Origin of the sequence: Amylibacter marinus, from assembly GCF_030160015.1 — a bacterium.
Taxonomy (GTDB): domain Bacteria; phylum Pseudomonadota; class Alphaproteobacteria; order Rhodobacterales; family Rhodobacteraceae; genus Amylibacter; species Amylibacter marinus.
On sequence record NZ_BSNN01000002.1, the window covers coordinates 262,103 to 284,326 of the forward strand.

A 22,224-nucleotide genomic window follows, 5' to 3' on the forward strand; every position below is an offset into this window, starting at 1 on the left:
TTAGACCCCACAACGGTGGGCAGATTTGGTATTTTTGTTTCGTGAACCCAAGCCAGAAAAGGCAATTTGGAGCCCATAATCACGCTCTATGTTACCATCGGCATCGTATTGAAGCGAGAGCGAAAAACGCACCTCGGCGCATTCATTTTGGTAAACCAAGCCTAAATCACCCTCGATCGGCGTCCCAGTGCCTAGATTATGGCGCCAATCCGCTGTCCATTGCCAATTGTCACTGGCCATATAGGCGGCCGATAGGCTGGCCTCGTGTTGGCGATTTGGTTGTCCTAGGACGGTGTATTGATCAAGCCATACATAGGATGCGGCAAAATCGAACCTGTCACCATCAAACACAATCGATGTTTCATTCTTGGACACATTAAAATCATCGTCCGCCAACATGCGTGTTAAAAATTGAAATTGATCCGAATATGAGAAGCTAAGCGCCCCCACAAAATCCGAGTTAGTCGCATCTAGACCAGTAGAGGTGGAGGTATCAAATTGGTTCAAATTCTTGGCGCGAATTACCCGGCCCAGCGTTACGTTCATTTCCCAGCCCGAGGGCGCATAGCGTAGATACCGCATGCCGATATTGGCGCGTACCCCGGCCTCGGATTCATCAAACCCAGGAAAACGATTGATGGAAAACAGGTTGGTTTCTTCAAATTCTGCGGTGGTGCTGTCGCTGGTGCTGCGGTCTTGGTTAGCGCTGCCCCATGGATCATCGGGTGCCCAGATCAGCTGGGCGATGGGTTCGATCACATGGGTGGCGTTTTTTGTGGCTTTCTTTAACGGGTAGCGGATCTCTGCGCGCAGGATCGGCAGGGCCGAGAAATCGGAACTGCCATCACCGTAATACAGATTGGCATTCAGCTGGCCTGCGGCACCCAGTACCAATCCCTGACCTGTATGCCACTCTTTGCGCCAATCGCCACGTGCCCCAATGCGGGTATAGCTGTTTTCCAAGTTGCGCAACAGGCTGACCGAATGCAGGGTTAGGTTTGCCTTGCCATTAAATATCGGGTCGACATAGCTCTGAGTGTAGTGGATCTCGGGCAAAACCACGGGGATATCGGTATCGATTTCAACGGCCCGCAGGGACTGGGTGAATGAGCTGCCAACATAAAAGAAACCGGTGCGGGTTGTCTTGGTAATCTGGATGAAATTGGTCAGACGATCATCGTTGCTATAACCATAATTATCTAAAAAACCATCCTCATTCAAAGTATCAAACTCAGAGCTTAGAGATATTGCAAAATCAAGCTGGTAGTCATTGCGCAGATCAAAACGGCCTTCGGATTGGAAATAGCCGTTGTAGTCCTCTTGGCTTAGGCGATCGCGCAATGCCAGCGCACCGCGCATTTCGTAAGCGCCGTTTTGCACCCGACGCCTGTATTCGCCTTCGATAATGGCGCTACCCTTGCTGGTGACAAAGGGGGTTATGGTGGCATCACTATGGGGGGAAATGGCCCAATAATAGGGGATTTTGACCGAGGCCCCAATCGTGGTCCCAGAGGTAAAGCGCGGCACCAAAAAACCGCTGGCACGTGCAACGCCCGGCTCGGGTATGCTGAGGCGTGGGGTGTAGAAAATGGGCACGCCCAGAAAATCCAGCCGCGCCTTCTCGAAATACAAGCGCTGGCCATCTGTGTCATGTATTACCCGCGCTGCACGAATTTGCCAAAATGGCACATCGCCTTTGTCACAGACATGACAGGTAGAGGCCACGACCCTGTTTAGGGTGGTAAATTGCGGATCGGCGCGGTGCACCTCTTGGGCCGCGATCTGCAATTGCTGGCTGATGACGACGCGGGCGGTACTGATCAACCCAGCCTGCAACTTTGAATCCAGCTCCGCGCCCGCCGCGTGCACGACAAAATCATCCCCCTCGCGCAGGGTAAATTCACCGGGAACAAGGATGCGATTTGCGCGCTGATCGTAGATTATTTCCTCGGTTTGTAAAACCAATCGGTCATAGAAAACCTCTACATTGCCCCGCGCAACAAGCCTCGTACTGGCCCCATCAAAACGAATGGTATCTGCAATCAAAGAGGCGACTGGCGTGCGCTCTTGGGCCGAGACTGCCCCAGTAAAACAGCCGATGAATATGGAAACAACGATAAAAATACGTGCCATATTCAACCGTCCTCGTAATGTAAAAACAAACTAAGCGCCACAAGCGCCGCCGATAGGATAGGCGCCCAAGCGGCCACCCACAATGGGATTTCACCAGAACTGCCTAGTGTACTTGCAAAATTATGGAGAAAATGTAGGGAAAACCCGAATATCAACGATGACAGAACCGCAATCCCCAATCCACCCTGTCGAGAGGTTTTAAGTGTGAAAACCGCCCCAATGATCATCATCACCGCAAACAGCAGGGGGCGCGCGATCTGATTTATCTGCTGTGCGCGATATTTTAGCGAAGAAAACCCAGCAGTTTCCAACGCCGCGATTTGGCGCGGCATATCGATCGGCGAAAGGGTCTCTGGCTTGGGATAACCATCCAACAGCTGCTGCGGTGTGATATCTGTCTTTAGCCTATAGAACCTCGCCGAGGATTTCGCCTGTTCTGGCGCATTAACCAATAACGCGTCACGCCAGCGTTGTGTGTTCACAAAAACCCACTCGCCAGTATTCAAATAGCCGGTCTCGGCGACCATTCTGCTAACAATAATACCATTCTCATCATATTCATAAAGGGTGATCCCCTTGAGAACTCGCCCGTTTTTGGTGGCGGTCTGTGCCTGAATTACATGATGCCCGTTGGGGCTGGATTGCCGCATCCAGAACCCGCTGTCATGTAGGGAAACCGGGGCGGCGGCGGCGCCTCGAATTTGGGCACGCTTGGTATCATAAGAGTTATACATTTGGCCCGCTAGGGGCTCGTAGAACATCACAGATAGGATGCCAAGGCCCATGGCACAAAACATCGGTGGTATCAAACTCCGCAGGGCCGACAAACCCGCCGCGCGCGAGATCACAAATTCACTAGAGCGCGCCAAACCAATACAAAATGCCAAACTGGACAACATAACAATCAGCGGCATTGCAGTGGATAGAAAGGTAGGTGCGCGCAATATGGTTAGGGAAAGCGCATTTTGAAACGGGGCGTTGGTTTTGCTGGTGCTGGAAATATTTTCTAGGAAATCGATTAGGAAAACAATCAATGCTATCGCCAGTAACACTCTGATAAAATTCACTAAAAATCTTTTGCAGAAGTACAGCGCTAATGTCATGTCGCCGCTCCAAATACATCTTTTCTCAGGCGAAACAAGGTTTTTAGATCCTTGGTTCCTAACCAGATTAAAAGCAATATCAGACCGATAGTTACGATGATTGGCACATAGATCATTGGCCAGCTGTGAATATCAACGCTGCCCCAGGATTCCGCCGCCCCGCGCAATGAATTGATCCCTGCCATCAACAATACCCCCAAGCCAATGCGCGGTAGGAACCCAGATCGACTGAACCCCCCCAGCAACAGGGTGGCCATGCCCAAGGCTGGCGCCAATAGAACCAGCAATGTAATCGAGATACGCTCGTGCAGCAATGTCTGGGCGCGGATGAGGGCGGGCAGGTCTGCCTCCATGCCCGAAATATGCGCCAGCAAAGCAGGGGTAGACAGCTCGCTGATTTGGCTTTCGCGCGCAGGGATATCCCCACCCAAAGACGATAGGTCAAAGGCCAATGAATCAAACTGCACTAGGCTGAGATTATTATTGCCACGTTGCAGGCGCTGAATAGAACCCTCAAACAGCACCAGCGTGATCTGGCCATCCTCGTTCACCACTTGGCCTTGCTTGGCAATATGGGTCACGGTTTCTGTGTCAGAGATGCGCTCCTCTATCAGCACATCGCGCACCAGCCCATTGGGGAATTTTTCGCCAAAGAAAAACGTATAGCGATCTTGGTCGGATATAAATTCACCGGGTTGGATGATTTGGGTGATGAATTGACGGCGAATTTCATCGCGCCGATCCAATTGCTCGGTCTTGGCCCATGGGTTCACAAAATGTACCATCACCAGCATCAACACCAAACAGATCATCCCAAAGGTGAAAAACGGTTTGGTCAACTGATGGTTGGATCGCCCCGCACTCATCATCACAACCAATTCCGATTCTCCAAATAACTTGTTGGTGACAAAAATAGAGGCCGCAAAACCGGCGATGGGTATCGTTGATTCCATAACCTTGGGAAATAACAGCAGGCTAAGTTTAACAAATACACTGGCTGGTTGGCCGTTATCGATCACAATATCAACAATCGCCAAGGCCTGATTCAGCCATAAAATACCTGCAAACACGAGGCAAAAGAAGAAAAATGGCCCCAACAACTGGCCCAAGATATATCTATCTAGTTTTTTCAATTCTAATCCCTGCAAATATGCGCCCCTGTATGGGCTATGGCTAATCTATTTCAATAAAAAACAACAGTCCAATGTGGTCACCCTGATACAATGGCGTTAGGTTAGCACAAAGTTGATTTTAAAATAAGGACAGAGCCCCATGAGCAGCCCCATTACCCCAAATTTTATCGATCCAGTCTTGGATGACATCGCCACACTTGAAGGCAGTGTTGTGGTTGTTGTCGGCTCTGACGAGAGCCTGGATATGATGGCGCGCCGCGTAAACCGCCTGACCAAGGGTGCGATCAATCGTTTTGTTGAGGGGCAGAGCTTTGCGGATATGCCCGCTGGCGCGACCCAAACCTTTGTGATGCCGGCTGGTATGGCTGCAGAGCAGGTGATTTTGACCAAACTGTCCAAAAAGGCCGATACCGAGCTCAGCCGCAAGGCCGGTGCAAATGTAGGAAAATCCGCCGGTAAAACAGCTATTCATCTGCTAGTAGGCCCAAATCACAAAGCCGCGGATATCGCCTTTGGAGTGGCGCTGCGCCGCTACGGATTTAATGATCACAAAACCAAAGAGGCTGTTGAATACGGCGCGGTCAGCGTGCACAGCACCAAATTCGAAGCACTTGCGGTTGATTATGGCGATATGGATGCGGTGGCTCAGGGGGTGTTTTTCACGCGTGACTTGATCAACGAGCCGGCAAATGTGCTGACCACCACAGAATTTGCCAACCGATTGATCGATCTGGAAAAACTGGGCGTAAAGGTCACGGTCCTCGAAGAGGCCGATATGCAGAAGCTGGGGATGGGGGCCTTGCTGTCCGTGGGCCATGGCTCTGATAGCCCGTCCAAAACGGTGATCATGGAATGGAATGGCGGTGGCGACGAGCAACCCTTTGCGCTGGTGGGCAAGGGCGTGGTCTTCGATACTGGTGGAATTTCATTGAAACCAGCCGCCGGTATGGAAGATATGACCATGGATATGGGGGGCGCCGGTGTGGTTTCTGGGGTGATGAAGACACTGGCCCTGCGCAAGGCCAAGGCAAATGTCGTGGGGCTGGTGGGCTTGGTCGAAAATATGCCAGATGCCCGCGCAACCCGCCCAGGTGATGTGGTCACATCCATGAAGGGCACGACAATCGAGGTGATCAATACCGATGCCGAAGGTCGTCTTGTCCTAGCAGATGTCCTGCACTATGCCCAAGAAACCTACAAGCCGAGTGCAATCATCAATCTGGCGACCCTAACGGGGGCCATTATTATCGGGCTTGGCCACGAGAACGCGGGTGTTTTCTCTAATGATGACAAGCTCAGCGCCAGCTTCTTAAAATCTGCCAATGCCGAGGCCGAGGGCGCTTGGCGCATGCCCATGGGCGCTGGATATGACAAGCTGATTGAATCCCGGATTGCCGATATTCAAAACATCGGGGGCCGGGCGGCGGGCTCTATCACTGCTGCACAATTCCTGCAACGCTTTGTGGCCGATGATATGCCGTGGATCCATCTAGATATCGCAGGCGTTGCTTCGGTGAAATCTGAAACAGATTTCGCCCCCAAGGGTGCAACAGGTTGGGGCGTAAAGGCGCTTAATCGTTTAATTGCAGATAATTACGAGGCTTAATTGTCTGAGGTTTTCTTCTATCACTTAACCCGCTCGCCGCTTCAGGCCTTGGTGCCTGACTTGGCTGAAAAGTCCCTATCTCGGGGATGGCGGGTTAGCCTTCGGGCGCGTGAGCAAGCGCGCCTGAAATGGTTCTCGGACCATATCTGGCGCTTTGGTGACACCAGCTTTTTGCCCCATGGGCTGGCTGGTGGGGATTTTGATCAAGATCAGCCTATCCTGTTAGAAACTACAAAAAACACCAAAATTCAGGCGGATATATTGCTGTTGGTGGATGATGCTGAATTTTCACCCAGCGAAGCGGCGGACTATCAACGGGTGTGCCTGTTGTTCGATGGCAATGATCATACCGCGCTGTCGCAGGCGCGTAACCAATGGCGCGCAGTTACCGCGGCAGGGGTGCCCGCCCAATACTGGTCGCAAGAAGACGGCCCATGGCAGAAAAAGGCCAGCTCGACCTAAGGTGTGAGATACAACAGATCTTTGACAATTCGAAATTCTGAAAAGCGGTTGATATATTCCATGCCCATCAGAGATGTGTGCAAATCACCCTGATTAACGCTGGCACGTAGATGGCTATGCGCGGTTTGCCCAATACGCACATCATGCAAGACCACGGGCGCCGAGCCAATCCGCCCGTTGGCGGTATAGGCTGTTTGAGAGTAATTCAACGTATCAGGATCAATACCCACGCGGCGCGCATCATCACGGTTCAGAACCACGGTGGTTGCGCCGGTATCTACAGCAAATTTCACAGGCACATTGTTCACCAAGAGGGTCGCATAGAAATGCCCATCCTCTTCGCGTTGAAACACATAAGAGCCATCCATTTTTTCCACGATTGTTTTCTCGGGGAACAATTGTTCGTTCAGCGCTTCGCGCATGCCATACACGGCGATAAACCCAAAAAATATCAGGCACCATATGGCCATTTGTTGCACTGATTGCCCTAGGCGGCTTCTAGTAGATGCTAAATAGCTGACACCGATAAAGGCCAGAAACAACAACAGATAGGTGAAATATGCGACATCCGTTCCGGTCATCTAAATTTATACACCCCTATGTTTCGCGCCTCTTTTTATCCAAGGCTTCTTCTGCTTCCATCCACAAGGCCTCGGCCTTGGCCACTGCTTGCTTCGCCTCGGCGCTCTTTGCGCTTAGCTCTTCAACACGAGAACTGTCAGCATGCGCATAAATCTCTGGATCTGCAAGGGCTTCGTCAATCTTGCCTTGAATTATCAATATTTTATTAAGACGCTCTTCGCTTTTCTCAACCTCGGCCAAATAAGGGGCCAGCACTTTCTTGCGCTCAGAGTTCGACAGACGCTTCTTCTTGACCTTCTTACCCGGCTTAGCTTGTCGATCCGCCGCACCGCGTTCGGCCAATAACAGGGTTTTATAGGCCTCTAGGTCTTCGTGGTACACATTAACCGCCCCGTCTTTGACCAACCACAGGGTATCGGCGATGGCATTTACCAAATGCGGGTCGTGGCTAACAAGAATCACTGCACCGCTATAGGCCGCCAATGCAAAAACCAGTGCCTCGCGGCTTTCGATATCAAGGTGGTTTGTCGGCTCGTCCAAAATCAGCAGATGTGGGGCCTCTAGGGTTGCTAACAGCAATGATAAACGGGCCTTTTGCCCCCCAGACAGACGCCCAACTTCCGTCAGGGCCTGTTCTGGGCCGATACCGCCTTGGGCCATACGCGAGCGCAATTGCCCGGGCGTTTCTTTGGGCAGTTCTCGTTGTAAATGTTGTAGCGGCGTTTCATCTAAGTACAGCTCGTCCACCTGATGCTGTGCGAAATAGCCGATTTTCAACTTGCTGGAGCGAACGACATCCCCCTGCATTGGGGGCAGACTATCGGCCAATAGTTTTGAAAGAGTTGATTTACCCTGACCATTCGCCCCTAACAGCGCAATGCGATCGGTCTGATCAATACGCAGGTTCAAATCCCGCAAGATAGGTTTGCCATCATAGCCCACATCAGCACCCTCTAGGCGCAAAATCGGCGGGCTTAGCTCTTCTGGGTTTGGAAAGTTGAACGCCGCCACAGCATTTTCAACACCGGCGGCAATCGGCTCCATCTTTTCTAGCATTTTAATACGGGATTGTGCCTGTTTGGCCTTGCTGGCCTTGGCACGAAACCGATCAACGAAGCTTTGCAGGTGTTCGCGCGTAGCCTCTTGTTTACGTGATGCGGCGGCGCGCTGTGCCAGCTTTTCACGGCGAATTTGATCGAAGGTATCATAGTTGCCCTGATAAAAGGTCAGCTCCTTGTCCATCAGGTGCAGGATCGAATTTACCGATGTATTCAACAGCTGACGGTCGTGCGAAATAATCAAAACCGTGTGCGGATATTTGCGCAGATAGTTTTCCAACCACACAGTGCCCTCTAGATCCAAGTAGTTGGTCGGCTCATCCAGCATCAAAATATCCGGTTGGGCAAACAGCACACCGGCGAGGGCAACACGCATGCGCCAGCCACCAGAAAATTCATGGCAGGGGCGCGCTTGGGCCGCGGTGTTAAATCCAAGACCAGCCAAAATGCTGGCGGCGCGGGCCTCTGCACTATAGGCATCAATATCCATCAAACGGGTGTGGATTTCGGAAATGCGGTCTGGATCGGTACAGGTCTCAGATTCTGCCATCAATTCCGCACGCTCGGTATCCGCGGCCAGAACCGTTTCCAGCAGGCTATCATCCGATGCAGGTGCTTCTTGGGCAATGCCGCCAATGCGGGCCTTCTTGGGGATGGAAATAGATCCATCATCTAGCCCATAGGCACCCGTGATAAGCTTGAACAAGGTGGTTTTGCCGGTGCCGTTACGCCCGACGATACCGACCTTATGGCCCTGAGGAATGGTGGCACTGGCACCTGACAGCAATTGCCGTCCTGCAATGGAGAAACTGATATCTTCGATTTTTAACATGAGGCGTGCATGAACCACTGGGGCAGGGGTGTCAATGACTGCGTGCAGGGTTTCTGAATTGGGTTCTTTTCAAAGCGAAATCCTTGTGTTACTGCGGGCCCAAACCCCGCGGGGTCGAAATTTAACACTTAATCAAAGGAAACCAATCATGGCCCTAGAACGGACATTTTCAATCATCAAACCAGATGCCACAAAACGCAACCTAACTGGTAAAATCGCCGCAAAATTCGAAGAAGCTGGCCTGCGCATTGTTGCATCCAAGCGCATTCAATTGACATTGGCCCAAGCGCAACAATTCTACGGCGTACACGCCGAGCGCCCATTCTTTGGCGAATTGTGTGAATTCATGATTTCAGAGCCAATTGTTGTTCAGGTTCTAGAAGGCGAAAACGCGATTGCTAAAAACCGCGAAGTAATGGGCGCAACGAACCCAGCCGACGCTGATGCGGGCACAATCCGCAAAGAATTCGCCCTATCAATTGGCGAAAACTCTGTGCACGGTTCAGACGCTCCTGAAACAGCAGCCGAAGAAATCGCGTTCTTCTTCTCTGGCCTAGAACTGGTTGGATAACCAGTTCGCCGGCAGACCAAATGGAATTTGGTCGAAAGGTATGGTTGGATAACCAGTTCGCCGGCAGACCAAATGGAATTTGGTCGAGAGGCATGGTTGGCTAAGCCTATCAACACCGAACAGGGTGCTAAAATATCGAAAGGGTCGCAATCGCGGCCCTTTTTTCATATCTGCTGGTTTTGATGATTAAACAGGTGGTATTTCCATGATCGCATGATGGCTCTGACCTCACGGGGCAGCGTGGCCACCTTCCCCACGGGGTAGGTGCAGATGTAGGGGACGGTGGTGTTCTGTAAACTATCGCCTGGGCTTCTAGCCAGTATAGGGGGCCAAATAGCCTTGAATGCGTTCTACACCCAATAGAACCTGATAGGTACACAGCGTCAGAGCCGAGCACAGGCTCATATGCGCCAACACGCGAAAACCGCGATTGATACTGTCTGTATTAAACCTGACGCGTGGCACAAAATTCGCGGGGACAAATGCCCCTAGCCCGTCGAATTTGGGCTTGTTGCCAGCGCGTGGGCGAAAATCGACCACTGCCATATCTGCTCTCCTGTTGGGCCTCGTTTTTTGGGCCTCATTGAGAACACCTTAGCAAATCATCTGCGGCATTCGAGCGTTATTAACCTTGGTATGGGAATTTATCATTTTGCCTGAGTCTTTTGTGCAACGTCCCAGCGCGCGGGGTGAGGCAGGTTTTTAGGCTAAAATTGGCATCGGCCAAGGCCGAACGCACCCAATCTATGGTTTATCTGCCGATCTGGAAATCACCCCTAGGCGATTCAGCTCTTCTTCAAATGGATCCTGATTTTGGGGCCTAATCTGGGCTTTTATTGCTTCGAAGCGTTTTTTTAGCGCGGCCTTTTCAGCGCCACGACAATCATTCCATGGCCGCCCCTGTAGCCCCATGACCATGGCGTAATAACCGATGAAATGCGCCTTCCCCCCGGCATTCAGCGCCAGCAGATAGGCTTGATCCGGGCCAATTTCGCGCAATTTATCGGCTGTATCTATGCCTGCGCGGCCATAGAATGTATCCGAAGCCGGCCCAAGGTTGCGAATTGCCGATGGTTTGTCAGTCATCGCGTTTGACAAAATTGGCCAGCACCTGTGGGTAAAGGATGTGTTCTTGTACCAAAACCCGCGCACCCAGATCTTCGGCGGTGTCACTTTCGCGAACTTCCACCTCGGCTTGGCCCAACACCGGCCCTCCATCTAATTCGCTGGTCACCACATGAACAGAAACACCCGCAACCTTGTCGCCAGCATCGATGGCGCGTTGGTGGGTGTTCAGCCCCTTATATTTAGGCAAGAGAGAGGGGTGAATGTTCAGCATCTTACCAGCCCAATGGTCGATAAATTCAGCCGTAAGGATGCGCATGAACCCCGCACAGCAGATGATATCAGGCTGGGCCTTCTGCAAAACCGCTAGCATGGCCGCGTCAAATGCGGCGCGATCACCCTTGAAGGGGCGGTGATCAACAACGGCGGTTTCAACACCCAGATCCCGTGCCTTGGCCAGCCCACCGGCTTCTGGGTTGTTCGATAAAACCAGCACAGGTGTTGCCGCAATGGCCCCCATGTGCATGGCCTTGACCAGCGTCACCATATTAGAGCCACCCCCAGAAATCAGAATGGCAACGCGGGGCATCATTATAATGTGCCCTTGTATGCCACACCTTTGGCGGCAGTTACGGCACCGATGATCACCGGCTCTACACCCTCGCCAGCAAGGGCTGTGGTGATTGCGGCCACATCATCCGCGGCACAGATGGCGATCATGCCAATGCCACAGTTGAATGTCTTTAGAGCCTCGTCTTGGGCCAAATTGGCCTGAGAAATCAACCAGTCAAAAATAGGCAAACGCACCCATGCGTTTAGGTCGATCTCGGCACCCAATCCATCGGGCAGGGCGCGGGGCAGGTTCTCGGTTAATCCGCCACCGGTGATATGGGCCAAGGCTTTCAATTTTCCGGTTTCTAGGGCGGCAACGGCAGGGCGCACATAGATTTTGGTGGGCTCTAACAGGTGCTGGGCCAATAGGCCCTCGCCAAACGGGCAATCATCGTTCCAGTTTAGCCCGCTATGCTCGACGATTTTGCGGACCAAGGAATAGCCATTTGAATGCACGCCGCTTGACGGCAGTCCAATTAACACATCTCCCTCGGCCACATCGCGCGGCAAGGTGGCACCACGCTCCATCGCACCCACGGCAAAGCCAGCCAAATCAAAATCATCGCCTTCATACATGCCCGGCATCTCGGCGGTTTCACCACCCACCAAGGCGCTGTTGGCCTGGCGGCAACCCTCGGCAATGCCATCAATCACTGCAGTGGCGCGGTCAATGTCCAGTTTTCCGGTGGCAAAATAATCAAGGAAGAACAAAGGGATCGCGCCTTGGCAGATCAGATCATTCACGCACATGGCCACCAAATCAACGCCCACGGTGTCCAAATGCCCTGTGTCAATCGCAATGCGCAACTTGGTGCCAACACCATCAGTGGCCGATACCAAAACAGGATCGTTAAACCCAGCCGCCTTCAAATCAAACATGGCACCAAATCCACCCAGCCCATCCATAACGCCCGCGCGTTTGGTAGATTTGGCGGCGGGTTTGATACGATCGATCAATGCGTTTCCTGCGTCGATATCAACGCCAGCTTGGGCATAGGTAAGGGGTGTTTTGGATGTGGTCATGATAGGGCTCCAGATTCGGTTGCCCCCCTCTATAACACGCGCGCCCCAAAGGAAAGATCAGCCACAGGCGAAAGCGCACCAGATATGAAAAAAACGCCCCCCAAAAACGCATGCAGGCCTTGACCACACCTCGTGGCCCAAGTAATCCACTCCCAGACTGTGTGGGCCTGTAGCTCAGTTGGTTAGAGCAGAGCGCTCATAACGCTTTGGTCGCAGGTTCGAGTCCTGCCGGGCCTACCAGTCTAAAATCCCAGATACCGCCCCATGGCCACATCCCCTGCGCCCCTCGGTTGCCCAGATAAAATTTGAGTTTGTCAACGTACTCGCCTATGGATTGCCTATGAAAAATACCACCAAGCCCATTCAGCCCCCCATAATTATCGTATCTGGACTACCAAGAAGCGGGACGTCTCTAATGATGCAGATGCTAGATGCTGGTGGGGTTCAGGTGTTAAGCGATGGTGTGCGACGCGCGGACCAAAGCAACCCAAAGGGTTATTTTGAATGGGAACCGATCAAAAAGCTGGTGAAGGACACCACCGTGATCCGCGCAGAAATAGCCGCGGGCAGGGTTGTGAAGGTAATTTCTACATTGCTGCCAAGGCTTCCCAAAAAATATGACTACAAGGTTCTCTATATGCAACGCGATATCGGCGAGGTTATTCAGTCTCAGCAGAAAATGTTGACGGACACAGGGCAAAATATTGGCGCGCAAGACGCTGATATATCAGCGAAATTTCAAGCACATGATGCAAAGGTGCGTGCTTGGCTAACGCGCGCGCCCCATATGCAGGAATTGTTTGTGAATCACAAAGATCTTCTGACTGATCCAGAACGTCAGGTGGCCAAAATCGTCTCTTTTCTGGGCCCCGAGGCATTGCCCCAGCGCGATCGCATGGCGGCGGTAGTAGACCCTAGGTTGTATCGCACCAAAATACAAAAGCCTGTGCGCGGCCCGTTGGGTCTATTCGCAATAAAACCACCCACCTAGGGTATAGCGCGCCAAGCCCTCGGGCAAATTGGCGACAGGTTCGATATGATGCTTGTCATGGGCCGTTACATCAAACAGCACCAAGCTGTTAAACGCGGGCATAAGGCGCTGCACCTCCTGACCCTGTGCATTGATACATAGAGCGCCCCCATGATCCCTATGCCACCCCGGTGAAAGATACAGGATATAGGCGATCTTTCGCCCTGATCTACGGTCATCATGCGGTTTTAGATAATGGCGGCTGTCTAATCGATGTGCCAGGGGTGCTGTGGTTGCGTCAAGGGCGCTAGACGTCACCTGACCAACATATGCACGAAAATCTTCGCCGAATAAGAACTTTTTGAACCTTAAATAGGTCAAGAAACTGGGGCTTAATCCGCAATCCGGCTTGGTGCCATTTAGCATTTCATAATAGAAAAACCGATCATTCTCTGGTGCGTTTGACCATTCCTGCATATCTGTACGGTGTGATTTTTTTGAATATAGCCCATAAATCGGATCAAAGATTGCTTGTTCGGTTAAAAAATGTGCCAAGGAATTCACCACAGTTGGGTCTAAAAAATCGTGGATCTGAATCACGCCCAAGGCATTGGATTGAAACTGTGAAACATAGGCGTGATGGACTGCGGGCCCAAGATGGGTGGCATTCATGAATTTGCGCAATTCATTCGTGGCAATAGTGAGTTCCATAACGGTCTCCAGTGTTATTGGTTCGGGTCAATCTACATCGAACATAGCGCTATGCAAGGTCTGGAATGCATGGGTGAATTGACAGGCCTGTAACTAAGCGATAATCCTGTGAATACAACTATTAGGGTCTCAGAATATGACACAGATTTCCGGTCGAATCTCGATCTCAGAGAAGGCCTTGATGGTCGACCTTGAAAACGAGGCAGTTATTTTGAACCTGAATAACGAACGATATTATGGCCTTGATGATGTCAGCAAAAATTTCTGGCATTGGTTGAACGAATTCAAGGATGTTGATCAGGTTCTTCATCATGCGGTTGATGCCTATCAGGTCGAAGAAGAGGTTATCCGCAAGGATCTTGGGGGCTTCTTGCTAGAGCTATCCAAGGCTGGGTTGATCTCTTTTGACGGTGAGCAGACCTCTTGAGCATAGACCTACTTCGCAAGCTTGGCGTCTATATTGATACGGATTTCCTAACACCGACCCAATGCCAAAACCTATGCCAAGAAATTCAAAAATCCTCTTTTGCCGAGGCCAAGGTCTATGATGCCGATACCAAATCCAGCACCAAGGATGATGCATTGCGTCAATCGCTCTTTGGTACAGTGTCTTCACAGGCAGATAAAGAAATTCGCAAAAAAATCATGGGTCTGCGCACGGATCTAGAGCACCATTTCAACGAACAATTCGATGCGATTTTCGAAGCCCCAAAGTATCTGGCCTATGACACAGGTCATTTTTTCGGGGCGCATACAGATGATCAATTGGGCCGCAGGATCAATATTTCGATCTATTTAAATGACGAAACATCCCAAGAGAATACGCAGAACAACAGCTATTGTGGCGGGTCGTTGAAAATTTACGGATTGCTTGATAACCCGGCTCTGAAAGATTGGGGCGTTTCACTTACAGGTGCACAGGGGCTTTTGGTTGCCTACCGCGCGGACCTGCTACACGAGGTTACCCCCGTCTTGTCTGGAAGCCGCTATGCCATTGTCTCGCGATTCCTAAAGCCGCGCAAATGACACTTGCACGTATCAAAATGGCGGTTGTCATAATACAAAACATTCTTTTGGTTGTCCTTGTGGAATTCAGCCTAAGGATCATCGGAATAAAACGCACGTGGAAAATCCTAGAGCGGTGCCTGATCAAAAAACGCATATCCCATGATGATGACCAAGAGCTGAAAAACAGCCTCGCTGGGTTGGCAAATGCCATGAAACGATCCCCGTTCAAGGGAAAGTGCCTGGCGCGTTCTCTGGTCTTGTGGTGGCAGTTAAAACGCCGAGGGATTTCATCTACCCTGCACATCGGTGTGCAAAGTAGAAAGATAATGCGCGCCCATGCTTGGGTGCAATATGGTGATCGTATATTAAATGCTGGCCCCAATGTGCACAGCCGATATCGCGCAATGGCGCAATTTAACAACCCGAAAGAGCTAGGATGAGCGGAATAGTTGGCCTTTTCCAATTTGAAAACAAAGATATAGATCAGACCGTTTTGGCGGCCATGATGTCCACGCTTCGGCGCCAAGGCCCCGATGCTCAGGCCTATTGGATGCAGGGAAATGTAGCCCTTGGACATACCTTATTGGGCAGTACGCGCTGCTCGTTTCGTGAACAACAGCCCGCGACACGTGATCAACAGGTCTGGATTTCCGCCGATGCCCGCATCGATGATCAGGCCACACTCAGAACAAAATTAGCGCAAGAGGGGATCCAAATAGAGAGTGACGCCACAGATGACCATTTGATTCTGATGGCCTACGGGTGCTGGGGGACGGATTGTCTGAACCATTTGATCGGCGATTTCGCCTTTGTTTTGTGGGATCAACGCCGTAAAATCATGCTTGCCGCCACCGATCATTTCGGGGTTTCACCGCTCTACTATACTGAGCGGCAGGGTGGGTTTGGGATTAGCAATAATCTGGCCTGTTTGCGATTGCACCCCGAAGTCTCTGATCGCTTAGATGAACATACTATCGGCGACTATCTTTTGTATCGGATGAACCACAATCCGTGTTCTACGACTTTGGCTGATATTAAAAAATTGCCAGCTGGGCATCGAATTATCGTGACCGATAATAGCGTCAAGGTTGATCGCTATTGGTCTGCCCCAACTCCCAATTATATTCGCCGATCCGAGGCCGAGCAGGCGGAGATGTTCAATCATCTGTTCACCGCCGCAGTTTCTGATCGCCTGCGTGCCGATAGCGCTGGCACGCATATGAGCGGCGGCATGGATTCCACATCGATTTCGGCCGTGCTGTCAGAGCTGAAGGCCCAAGGGAAGACCAAGGATATCCAAGCCTATAACCACGCAAGCCATCTAGACGATCATAACCTTGAGCAAGGCTTCGCAGAAGAAACCGCCCAGAAGCTGGGCCTGCCATTGCAGGTGCATCGCGGGGATCGCGAAATTGGGCTAAACCAGCTGTTCAATCCAGCCGATTTCACACCAGAGCCCAGCGTCATGCAGGTAAACAGCGCGCGTTATCACATATTCACCGACTGCTCTGCGCGTGGGCGCACCCTCTTTGCGGGGTTCGGGGGCGATCCGCTTTTGGCAGCAGACGCTAGTTATTGGGCCGCTCTGCGCACATCTGGCCAAATTAGACACTATATCGCCGACATCGGGTTACAGCTGCGCATACAAGGCCGTCTGCCGCGGGCACTGTTGCCTGACCGCCTAAACAAATACAGCAAATCCATAAAGGGTTATCGGCAGCAGCCAATCCCAAGCTGGATTGGTGCATCCTTCGTAAGCAGAACAGGCCTGAACAACCGGCACCGCGAGCTGTTCCAAGAGGCCGAAATCTATCCGGATCAGCGCATCGGCATGACCAAGCACGCGCTATGGCGGCGCATTTTTGAATGGCACAGCCCCGCCGTGTCTTTGCACCCCCTAAAGGTCAGGTTTCCATTCTTTGATGTGCGCCTGCTGGAATGGGCCCAAAGTGTCCCGCAGTACCCTTGGTTTGAAAAGAAATACCTGCTGCGCAAGATAATGCAGGGGCGCTTGCCACAGTCGGTCTTGAATCGTGCGAAAACCCCGATGCCTGGCAGTGTCATGGTGGCCAATGCCAAACGTGAAGGTCTGCCAAAAATGTACGCCGAGTTGGCCGTTGATCCCATACTGTCGGATTATGTGGATATTGGCAAAATATCCGCTATGGTTTCCGAACCAGAGCATTTGACAGCAGTTCATGCGAAGAGTATCGTCAGGTTATCATCATTAGCGTATTGGTTGCGCTTGAATTTATCAAATAGGAACGTAACTAATGCCAAGCTTTCAGAATTCCAACGACGCCAATAATACGCCCTGTGAAACAAACATTGGTGATTATCGCGCGCCGACCCTAACAGACTATGGCCCGGCCAGCGAGCTGACCGAAACCATTTCTGGAAGACGTGGGTTTGACGGTGGTGATACACCTTCGTCATATACCGCTAGTTAGTTAAAGGATATCCCATGCCAAAAATAGAGAACACCGAGCCACAGGCCGTAGCGAATACGCCTGCCTACCACGCGCCGACCCTAACAGACTATGGCCCGGCCAGCGAGCTGACTGAAACCATTTCTGGACGCACTGGTGATGACGGTGGTAATACACCTTCGTCATATACCGCTAGTTAGTTAAAGGATATCCCATGCCAAAAATAGAGAACACCGAGCCACAGGCCGTAGCGAATACGCCTGCCTACCACGCGCCGACCCTAACAGATTATGGCCCGGCCAGCGAGCTGACTGAAACCATTTCTGGACGCACTGGTGATGACGGTGGGAATGTGCCTTCCTCCTATACTGCCAGTTAGTTCCAAGGTATCCTGTGGCGAAATCAGAGATCATCCTACCACAGGCCGCATTGAAAATCGCCGCCTAACATGGCCACCGATGGCACAACCCGCAAGCCCATGGAAACCCGGGCGCGAAGCGCAGGGGGTAACAGCGGTGGTATTCCCAACAGTTACTCCGCCAGCGAGTTTGAAAACTCGCCCATACGGTTTCACGATTGGCTCACCCATTCAAAAGCACAGATGTGAATGACGTATAAATACACCGCTTATGGCATTGAAATCCAATCAACCAAATCGATTGCACTGCTTCCCAAAGGTGATCTAGAGGCAGCGGTTGATGTCCGTATTGATTTCGCACCGCCAGATGTGCTTGAAAACACCACGCTTTGGCGGGATTTTTTGGAATTTAACCCCACCTCAAATGATGGCCCCATAATCCAAAAGCAGGATGGGCGGATAAAGCTGCGCTATTCACGCGATACCAATACCTTCGTAGAATTTGTGATCTCTGCAACATATGATCACATACGGGTACATCAAACATCTGATTTACCAGAGGGGGATGCTCTGTCATTCTTGATCGGGCCTATATTGGGGCTGATATGCCGCTTGCGAGGACGGCCCTGCCTACACGCCAGCGTTTTATCGATAAAGGATCAGGCCTTTGCCTTGGTGGGGCCAAAACGGGCAGGTAAATCAACAACCGCCGCCGCTCTTCTCAAAATGGGTGCGCAATTGGTCGCAGATGATATTGCCGTTCTTGAAAACAATAGCGGTCAATATCAGGTGTCTCCAGGATATCCCTTTACGCGCTTGACCCAGCAAACCATTGATCAGCTTGGGTATTCTGCGAATGGAACCCATCGTGTCCTGTCTGTTGGTGACAAACGGTATATCTCCATCGAACAGGCCAATCTCGGCGGTTTTCAGGCGAAAACAGTACCGCTTAGGGCTGTATATGCCTTATCACGACGCCCCAAAGACACAGGATCTGTGCACATAAATCCGCTATCCGAGGCAAATGCAGTGCGCCATTTGATGGCTCATTGCTATGCACAGCGGCTCATGGATACCGCAATGCAAATTCAGGATTTCGCAGATATGACAACCCTTATCCAGCACTGCCCCGTTCGATCCGTAAGCACCCCAGATGACCTTAGCTTTCTAGACACTCTCTCCACAAACATTCTCGATGATTTCCAGGGCCAGTATTCCTATGCATGACACGCCAAATCAGAAGCAAAACATCATCCTTGTTACAGTGGATTGCTGGCGCGGGGATCATGTTGGCATAAACAATCCCACAGGCCCCAAAACGCCGCATTTAGATCGGTTTGCAAAACAAGGCATCAATTTCCCCAATGCCTACACCTGTGGAGGGTGGACCAAGATCGCGATGACAGCCTTGATGTCATCGACCTATGGGTCGATGTATGGATTTGCACAGGGGAAAATGTCTGATCAACGCCCCTTACTTGCCGAGATCCTACAGGCGCAGGGCTATGAAACCGCGGGTTTCACCACCAACCCCGTTTGTGGCACGGGGGGTGGTTTTCAACGTGGTTTTGAAACCTTTCGCGATCTCCGCCCAGGCCTAAAGGGCAAGTTGCTGCGTTATCCGCGTCTTGATAGAATTTACACCCGCCTAGCCACCAGCGCAAAGGTAAGGCGCGCGCTGGCGCAGGTGGGCATAGGCTATTTGCCGATCAATCCGACCCTGTTGGCCGATGATGTGGTTCAAATAGGCCTTGATTGGCTGAACCAAGAGCACGACCAGCCCTATTTTCTGTGGCTACACTTCATGGATTTACACTGGCCCTATTTTTCAGCGGATCGGCGCAACACCCGCAAAGACCGCGAAGAGATCTGGCAAGATCGCACCGCATGGCAAAAGGTTCGCAAACAGCGCGGCAAAGGATACCCCGGCGATAGCCGCGCAGAGCGCTGGCGTCAGTTGTACAAAGAAGAGGCAGAGGGTCTTGATACATCTTTGGGTGTTTTGTTCGATGCCATTGATGCCCGTGCGGATCGCGATAACACCAATGTCATTCTGTCGGGTGATCATGGCGAGGAACTATATGAACACGGATCTTGGGCCCACTCGTGGAACCAGCTGCATAAAGAGGGCACCAACGTCCCGCTAATTATTCGGCCAGCAAAATCCAGATCGGCCCAGAGCATAGAGCGCCCGGTCAGCCATATCGACCTTGCCCCCACGATTTTAGATATGGTCAACGTGCCCAAACCCGACTTGATGGAGGGCGACAGCCTGCTGCCCCTTGCATCATCTGCGGCAGATATCATGGAAAAACCCATCTATTCTGAAATGTTTGGCCATCACAATTCCTATATCTATCGCCTGTCGATTACTTATCAGGGGCACAAATACATCTATGATGGAGACCGTGATACCTGCTATCTATTTGATCTTAAACAAGATCCAGATGCCCTGAAGGATATCTATTCGCATGATCACGACCTCTCACTTAGCTTTGACAAACTGCGCCTTTCGCATGTGAGCAAAGGCTTGATCACGGTTCTAAAATCCGATGCCCCTATTCTGGGGGGGGATATTTCCTACGATCTTGATGCAGATCCCAAGGTGGTCGCGCAACTGCGCGCACTTGGCTATCTAGACTGATCTTAGCCGGGGAGGGCATCTATCCTGCCCCGTCGATCGCTGTGATCACCAGCCTCAGGTGTCGATAGGGCTCTTGGGGGTTCGTTGCCAACAAATTATGGCGCACCCGAGAGGATTCGAACCTCTGGCCTCTGCCTTCGGAGGGCAGCGCTCTATCCAGCTGAGCTACGGGTGCATTGCGCTTTCTATAGGATATGCTGTGGTGGGGTTCAATCTGGAAATGCCACGTCTGTCGAAATCCTGTAAATTTGTTCTTTCTATTTTCGCCTGCATCGTGCCAAGCTACCACAAACAAGAGGAGGTCATCATGCCATTCAACGCATTGGTCGTGCGAAAAGACGACGACGGAAAAACCAGCTCTGCCATCGAAACCATCGAACTTGATGATTTGCCCAGCGGCAACGTGACCGTAGCTGTTGAATATTCAACCCTAAATTACAAAGATGGCCTGTGCTTGGGCGCTGGTGGCGGTTTGGTGCGCAACTATCCCCATGTACCGGGCATTGATATGGCAGGGGTTGTGGAATCATCAGATGATCCGCGCTATGCAATGGGGGATCGTGTCGTGTTGACGGGCTGGCGATATGGCGAGGTGCATTGGGGCGGCTATGCCCAGAAAACCCGCGTAGATGCTGATTGGCTGGTGCCTTTACCGGTCGGGATCTCCACCAAACAGGCCATGGCAATCGGAACGGCGGGCATCACGGCCATGTTCTCTGCTATGGCGTTGATTGAACGGGGGCTAAAGCCAGAAAATGGCCCAGTGCTGATCACAGGGGCTGCAGGGGGGGTGGGCTCTGTGGCCACCGCGCTGTTGGCAAATATGGGCTACGAGGTCGCTGGTGTGACCGGCCGCCCCGAAACCGGCGACTACCTGCGCACCCTCGGCGCCAGCCGGATCATTGCCCGCGAGGATATCAACGAAACCATAAAACGCCCGCTAGAGAGCGAGACTTGGGCCGGCTGTATCGATGCGGTCGGCGGGCCAATGCTGGCACGCGTCTTAGGGCAGATGAAATACGGGGCATCCGTGGCCGCCGTTGGTTTGGCTGGCGGTGCGGATCTCCCCGCCACGGTCATTCCGTTCCTGCTGCGCGGGGTTAACCTTTTGGGAATAGACAGTGTGCACCGCCCCTATGACAACCGCACAGCGGCCTGGGATCAACTGGCCCGCCACTTCCCCATGGATTACCTTGATAGAATGATCGTACCCGCCCGATTGGCAGACCTAGAACAGCTGGGCAAAGACATTTTACACGGGCAGGTACAGGGCCGCGTGGTGGTGGATGTAAACGCCTAGAGTTTATTGATATTCCAATTCAGCGAAAGCTGGGGTAGGGTTAATCACCATTTCACCGCCCCAGCCTTGGGCCACAATACAGCGACTCCTATGAAGATTTCGTATCAGCTTAATACCGCAGCGCACCTGATTGCCGGAATTACCATCGGGCTTACGGGGTTTTTCGCATTTCTGATGCACGCCCATATCGCCGAAAGTTCAGGGGATTCCCTGCCGGGGTATTTCCCAGTCTCTGGAGGGATTATTTGCCTGCTTACGGGGTGGAATACCTTGGGAAATCGCCCAGGATTCGGCGGAATGGCCTCTATTGCATCTGGCCTAAGGGCCATGATCTTTTCGATCATGGTGTGTTGTGCATTATTTGGCCTCTATTACATCTATCTGGCCTTGCTTCAGGGCCTGTACCTTGATCCCTTTCGCGCATTATTTGATTGGTTCCGCATTTCGTTTGAATTTTTCATCGGCACCATCAGTGCAGAGGTCTGGGTGATAATCATACTGGGGGGCGCTATTTCTGGGCGCATTACCGGAATGGCGAACTATAGTTGGCGATAAAGGGCGATTGATTGTTGAAATCGGCGTTGCGCGCCGCTGAAATGCTGACTAGTCTGACCTCCAGACAAT

At 51.8% G+C, this 22,224-nt stretch carries 25 protein-coding genes and 2 tRNA genes; 16 read left to right on the plus strand and 11 right to left on the minus strand.

Annotation, left to right across the window (positions count from 1 at the left end; translation table 11 throughout):
* The 3 genes from QQL62_RS02110 to lptF are packed head-to-tail and all read right to left on the minus strand — an operon-like array spanning position 1 to position 4,369.
* The gene (locus tag QQL62_RS02110; RefSeq protein WP_284375715.1) at positions 1–2,133 is read right to left on the minus strand and encodes an LPS-assembly protein LptD; all 2,133 of its coding nucleotides are present in this window, start codon (positions 2,131–2,133) and stop codon (positions 1–3) included.
* A gap of 2 nt (positions 2,134–2,135) precedes the next feature.
* A complete protein-coding gene (lptG, locus tag QQL62_RS02115) occupies positions 2,136–3,236 on the minus strand; it encodes an LPS export ABC transporter permease LptG (RefSeq protein WP_284375717.1) in 1,101 nt (366 codons plus the stop codon).
* Positions 3,233–4,369: an LPS export ABC transporter permease LptF gene (lptF, locus tag QQL62_RS02120; protein ID WP_284375719.1), complete on the minus strand. Its 1,137-nt coding sequence runs from the start codon at positions 4,367–4,369 to the stop codon at positions 3,233–3,235. Before lptF ends, lptG begins: the two co-directional genes overlap by 4 nt.
* Positions 4,370–4,508: 139 nt before the next feature.
* On the opposite strand from lptF, the gene QQL62_RS02125 reads away from it, so the two are divergent.
* Together QQL62_RS02125 and QQL62_RS02130 are read left to right on the plus strand one after the other, a co-directional pair.
* The gene (locus tag QQL62_RS02125) at positions 4,509–5,975 is read left to right on the plus strand and encodes a leucyl aminopeptidase (protein WP_284375721.1); all 1,467 of its coding nucleotides are present in this window, start codon (positions 4,509–4,511) and stop codon (positions 5,973–5,975) included.
* On the plus strand, positions 5,976–6,437 hold the full coding sequence (locus QQL62_RS02130) for a DNA polymerase III subunit chi (RefSeq protein ID WP_284375723.1): 462 nt from the start codon (positions 5,976–5,978) through the stop codon (positions 6,435–6,437).
* Here QQL62_RS02130 and QQL62_RS02135 read toward each other — a convergent pair.
* Together QQL62_RS02135 and QQL62_RS02140 are read right to left on the minus strand one after the other, a co-directional pair.
* On the minus strand, positions 6,434–7,018 hold the full coding sequence (locus tag QQL62_RS02135) for a retropepsin-like aspartic protease family protein (protein ID WP_284375725.1): 585 nt from the start codon (positions 7,016–7,018) through the stop codon (positions 6,434–6,436). The two genes, QQL62_RS02130 and QQL62_RS02135, sit on opposite strands and share 4 nt — an antisense overlap.
* Positions 7,019–7,034: 16 nt before the next feature.
* Positions 7,035–8,909 carry an ABC-F family ATP-binding cassette domain-containing protein gene (locus tag QQL62_RS02140; RefSeq protein WP_284375727.1) on the minus strand — a complete coding sequence of 625 codons (1,875 nt, stop codon included), beginning with the start codon at positions 8,907–8,909 and terminating at the stop codon, positions 7,035–7,037.
* Positions 8,910–9,057: 148 nt separating this feature from the next.
* Between QQL62_RS02140 and ndk the strand changes: the two genes are divergently transcribed.
* Entirely contained in the window at positions 9,058–9,480 is a 423-nt protein-coding gene (ndk, locus tag QQL62_RS02145) for a nucleoside-diphosphate kinase (RefSeq protein ID WP_284375729.1), read from the plus strand.
* Positions 9,481–9,792: 312 nt separating this feature from the next.
* Here ndk and QQL62_RS02150 read toward each other — a convergent pair whose 3' ends face one another.
* The 4 genes from QQL62_RS02150 to purM form a co-directional block, all read right to left on the minus strand.
* The gene (locus QQL62_RS02150; RefSeq protein ID WP_284375730.1) at positions 9,793–10,026 is read right to left on the minus strand and encodes a hypothetical protein; all 234 of its coding nucleotides are present in this window, start codon (positions 10,024–10,026) and stop codon (positions 9,793–9,795) included.
* A 198-nt stretch (positions 10,027–10,224) separates the two neighbouring features.
* Positions 10,225–10,566, minus strand: coding sequence for a TfoX/Sxy family DNA transformation protein (locus QQL62_RS02155; protein ID WP_284375732.1), 342 nt, complete (start codon positions 10,564–10,566; stop codon positions 10,225–10,227).
* Positions 10,559–11,134, minus strand: a complete 576-nt coding sequence (purN, locus tag QQL62_RS02160; protein WP_284377175.1) for a phosphoribosylglycinamide formyltransferase — start codon at positions 11,132–11,134, stop codon at positions 10,559–10,561. Before purN ends, QQL62_RS02155 begins: the two co-directional genes overlap by 8 nt.
* Positions 11,135–11,136: 2 nt before the next feature.
* Positions 11,137–12,180: a phosphoribosylformylglycinamidine cyclo-ligase gene (purM, locus tag QQL62_RS02165; RefSeq protein WP_284375734.1), complete on the minus strand. Its 1,044-nt coding sequence runs from the start codon at positions 12,178–12,180 to the stop codon at positions 11,137–11,139.
* Between the two features lie 163 nt (positions 12,181–12,343).
* On the opposite strand from purM, the gene QQL62_RS02170 reads away from it, so the two are divergent.
* Both QQL62_RS02170 and QQL62_RS02175 read left to right on the plus strand, forming a co-directional pair.
* Positions 12,344–12,420, plus strand: a tRNA-Ile gene (locus QQL62_RS02170).
* Positions 12,421–12,520: 100 nt separating this feature from the next.
* Positions 12,521–13,171: a sulfotransferase domain-containing protein gene (locus QQL62_RS02175; protein WP_284375736.1), complete on the plus strand. Its 651-nt coding sequence runs from the start codon at positions 12,521–12,523 to the stop codon at positions 13,169–13,171.
* Here QQL62_RS02175 and QQL62_RS02180 read toward each other — a convergent pair.
* Positions 13,145–13,861, minus strand: coding sequence for a 2OG-Fe(II) oxygenase family protein (locus QQL62_RS02180; RefSeq protein ID WP_284375738.1), 717 nt, complete (start codon positions 13,859–13,861; stop codon positions 13,145–13,147). The two genes, QQL62_RS02175 and QQL62_RS02180, sit on opposite strands and share 27 nt — an antisense overlap.
* Before the next feature lie 136 nt (positions 13,862–13,997).
* Here QQL62_RS02180 and QQL62_RS02185 point away from each other — a divergent pair, with 136 nt between their 5' ends.
* From QQL62_RS02185 to QQL62_RS02225, 9 genes are all read left to right on the plus strand, one after another.
* Positions 13,998–14,288, plus strand: coding sequence for a PqqD family protein (locus tag QQL62_RS02185; protein ID WP_284375740.1), 291 nt, complete (start codon positions 13,998–14,000; stop codon positions 14,286–14,288).
* Complete coding sequence (locus QQL62_RS02190; protein ID WP_284375742.1) at positions 14,285–14,887, plus strand: 2OG-Fe(II) oxygenase family protein; 603 nt, start codon at positions 14,285–14,287, stop codon at positions 14,885–14,887. The genes QQL62_RS02185 and QQL62_RS02190 overlap by 4 nt, the downstream gene beginning before the upstream one ends.
* A complete protein-coding gene (locus tag QQL62_RS02195) occupies positions 14,884–15,309 on the plus strand; it encodes a lasso peptide biosynthesis B2 protein (protein WP_284375744.1) in 426 nt (141 codons plus the stop codon). The genes QQL62_RS02190 and QQL62_RS02195 overlap by 4 nt, the downstream gene beginning before the upstream one ends.
* Positions 15,306–17,177, plus strand: coding sequence for an asparagine synthetase B family protein (locus tag QQL62_RS02200; RefSeq protein ID WP_284375746.1), 1,872 nt, complete (start codon positions 15,306–15,308; stop codon positions 17,175–17,177). The genes QQL62_RS02195 and QQL62_RS02200 overlap by 4 nt, the downstream gene beginning before the upstream one ends.
* Positions 17,143–17,319 (plus strand): hypothetical protein, encoded by a 177-nt coding sequence (locus tag QQL62_RS02205; protein ID WP_284375748.1) that lies wholly within the window; start codon positions 17,143–17,145, stop codon positions 17,317–17,319. The genes QQL62_RS02200 and QQL62_RS02205 overlap by 35 nt, the downstream gene beginning before the upstream one ends.
* 14 nt (positions 17,320–17,333) lie before the next feature.
* Complete coding sequence (locus tag QQL62_RS02210; protein ID WP_284375750.1) at positions 17,334–17,498, plus strand: lasso RiPP family leader peptide-containing protein; 165 nt, start codon at positions 17,334–17,336, stop codon at positions 17,496–17,498.
* 14 nt (positions 17,499–17,512) lie between these two features.
* Positions 17,513–17,677 (plus strand): lasso RiPP family leader peptide-containing protein, encoded by a 165-nt coding sequence (locus tag QQL62_RS02215; protein ID WP_284375752.1) that lies wholly within the window; start codon positions 17,513–17,515, stop codon positions 17,675–17,677.
* Positions 17,678–17,905: 228 nt separating this feature from the next.
* Complete coding sequence (locus QQL62_RS02220; RefSeq protein WP_284375754.1) at positions 17,906–18,883, plus strand: phosphoenolpyruvate carboxykinase (ATP); 978 nt, start codon at positions 17,906–17,908, stop codon at positions 18,881–18,883.
* Positions 18,876–20,300: a sulfatase gene (locus QQL62_RS02225; RefSeq protein WP_284375756.1), complete on the plus strand. Its 1,425-nt coding sequence runs from the start codon at positions 18,876–18,878 to the stop codon at positions 20,298–20,300. Before QQL62_RS02220 ends, QQL62_RS02225 begins: the two co-directional genes overlap by 8 nt.
* Positions 20,301–20,398: 98 nt before the next feature.
* On the opposite strand, the gene QQL62_RS02230 is transcribed toward QQL62_RS02225, so the two are convergent.
* Positions 20,399–20,475: transfer RNA gene (locus tag QQL62_RS02230), tRNA-Arg, on the minus strand.
* A gap of 132 nt (positions 20,476–20,607) precedes the next feature.
* Here QQL62_RS02230 and QQL62_RS02235 point away from each other — a divergent pair.
* The gene (locus tag QQL62_RS02235; protein ID WP_284375758.1) at positions 20,608–21,600 is read left to right on the plus strand and encodes an MDR family oxidoreductase; all 993 of its coding nucleotides are present in this window, start codon (positions 20,608–20,610) and stop codon (positions 21,598–21,600) included.
* 90 nt (positions 21,601–21,690) lie between these two features.
* A complete protein-coding gene (locus tag QQL62_RS02240) occupies positions 21,691–22,155 on the plus strand; it encodes a TrgA family protein (RefSeq protein ID WP_284375759.1) in 465 nt (154 codons plus the stop codon).
* Positions 22,156–22,224: the final 69 nt, after the last annotated feature.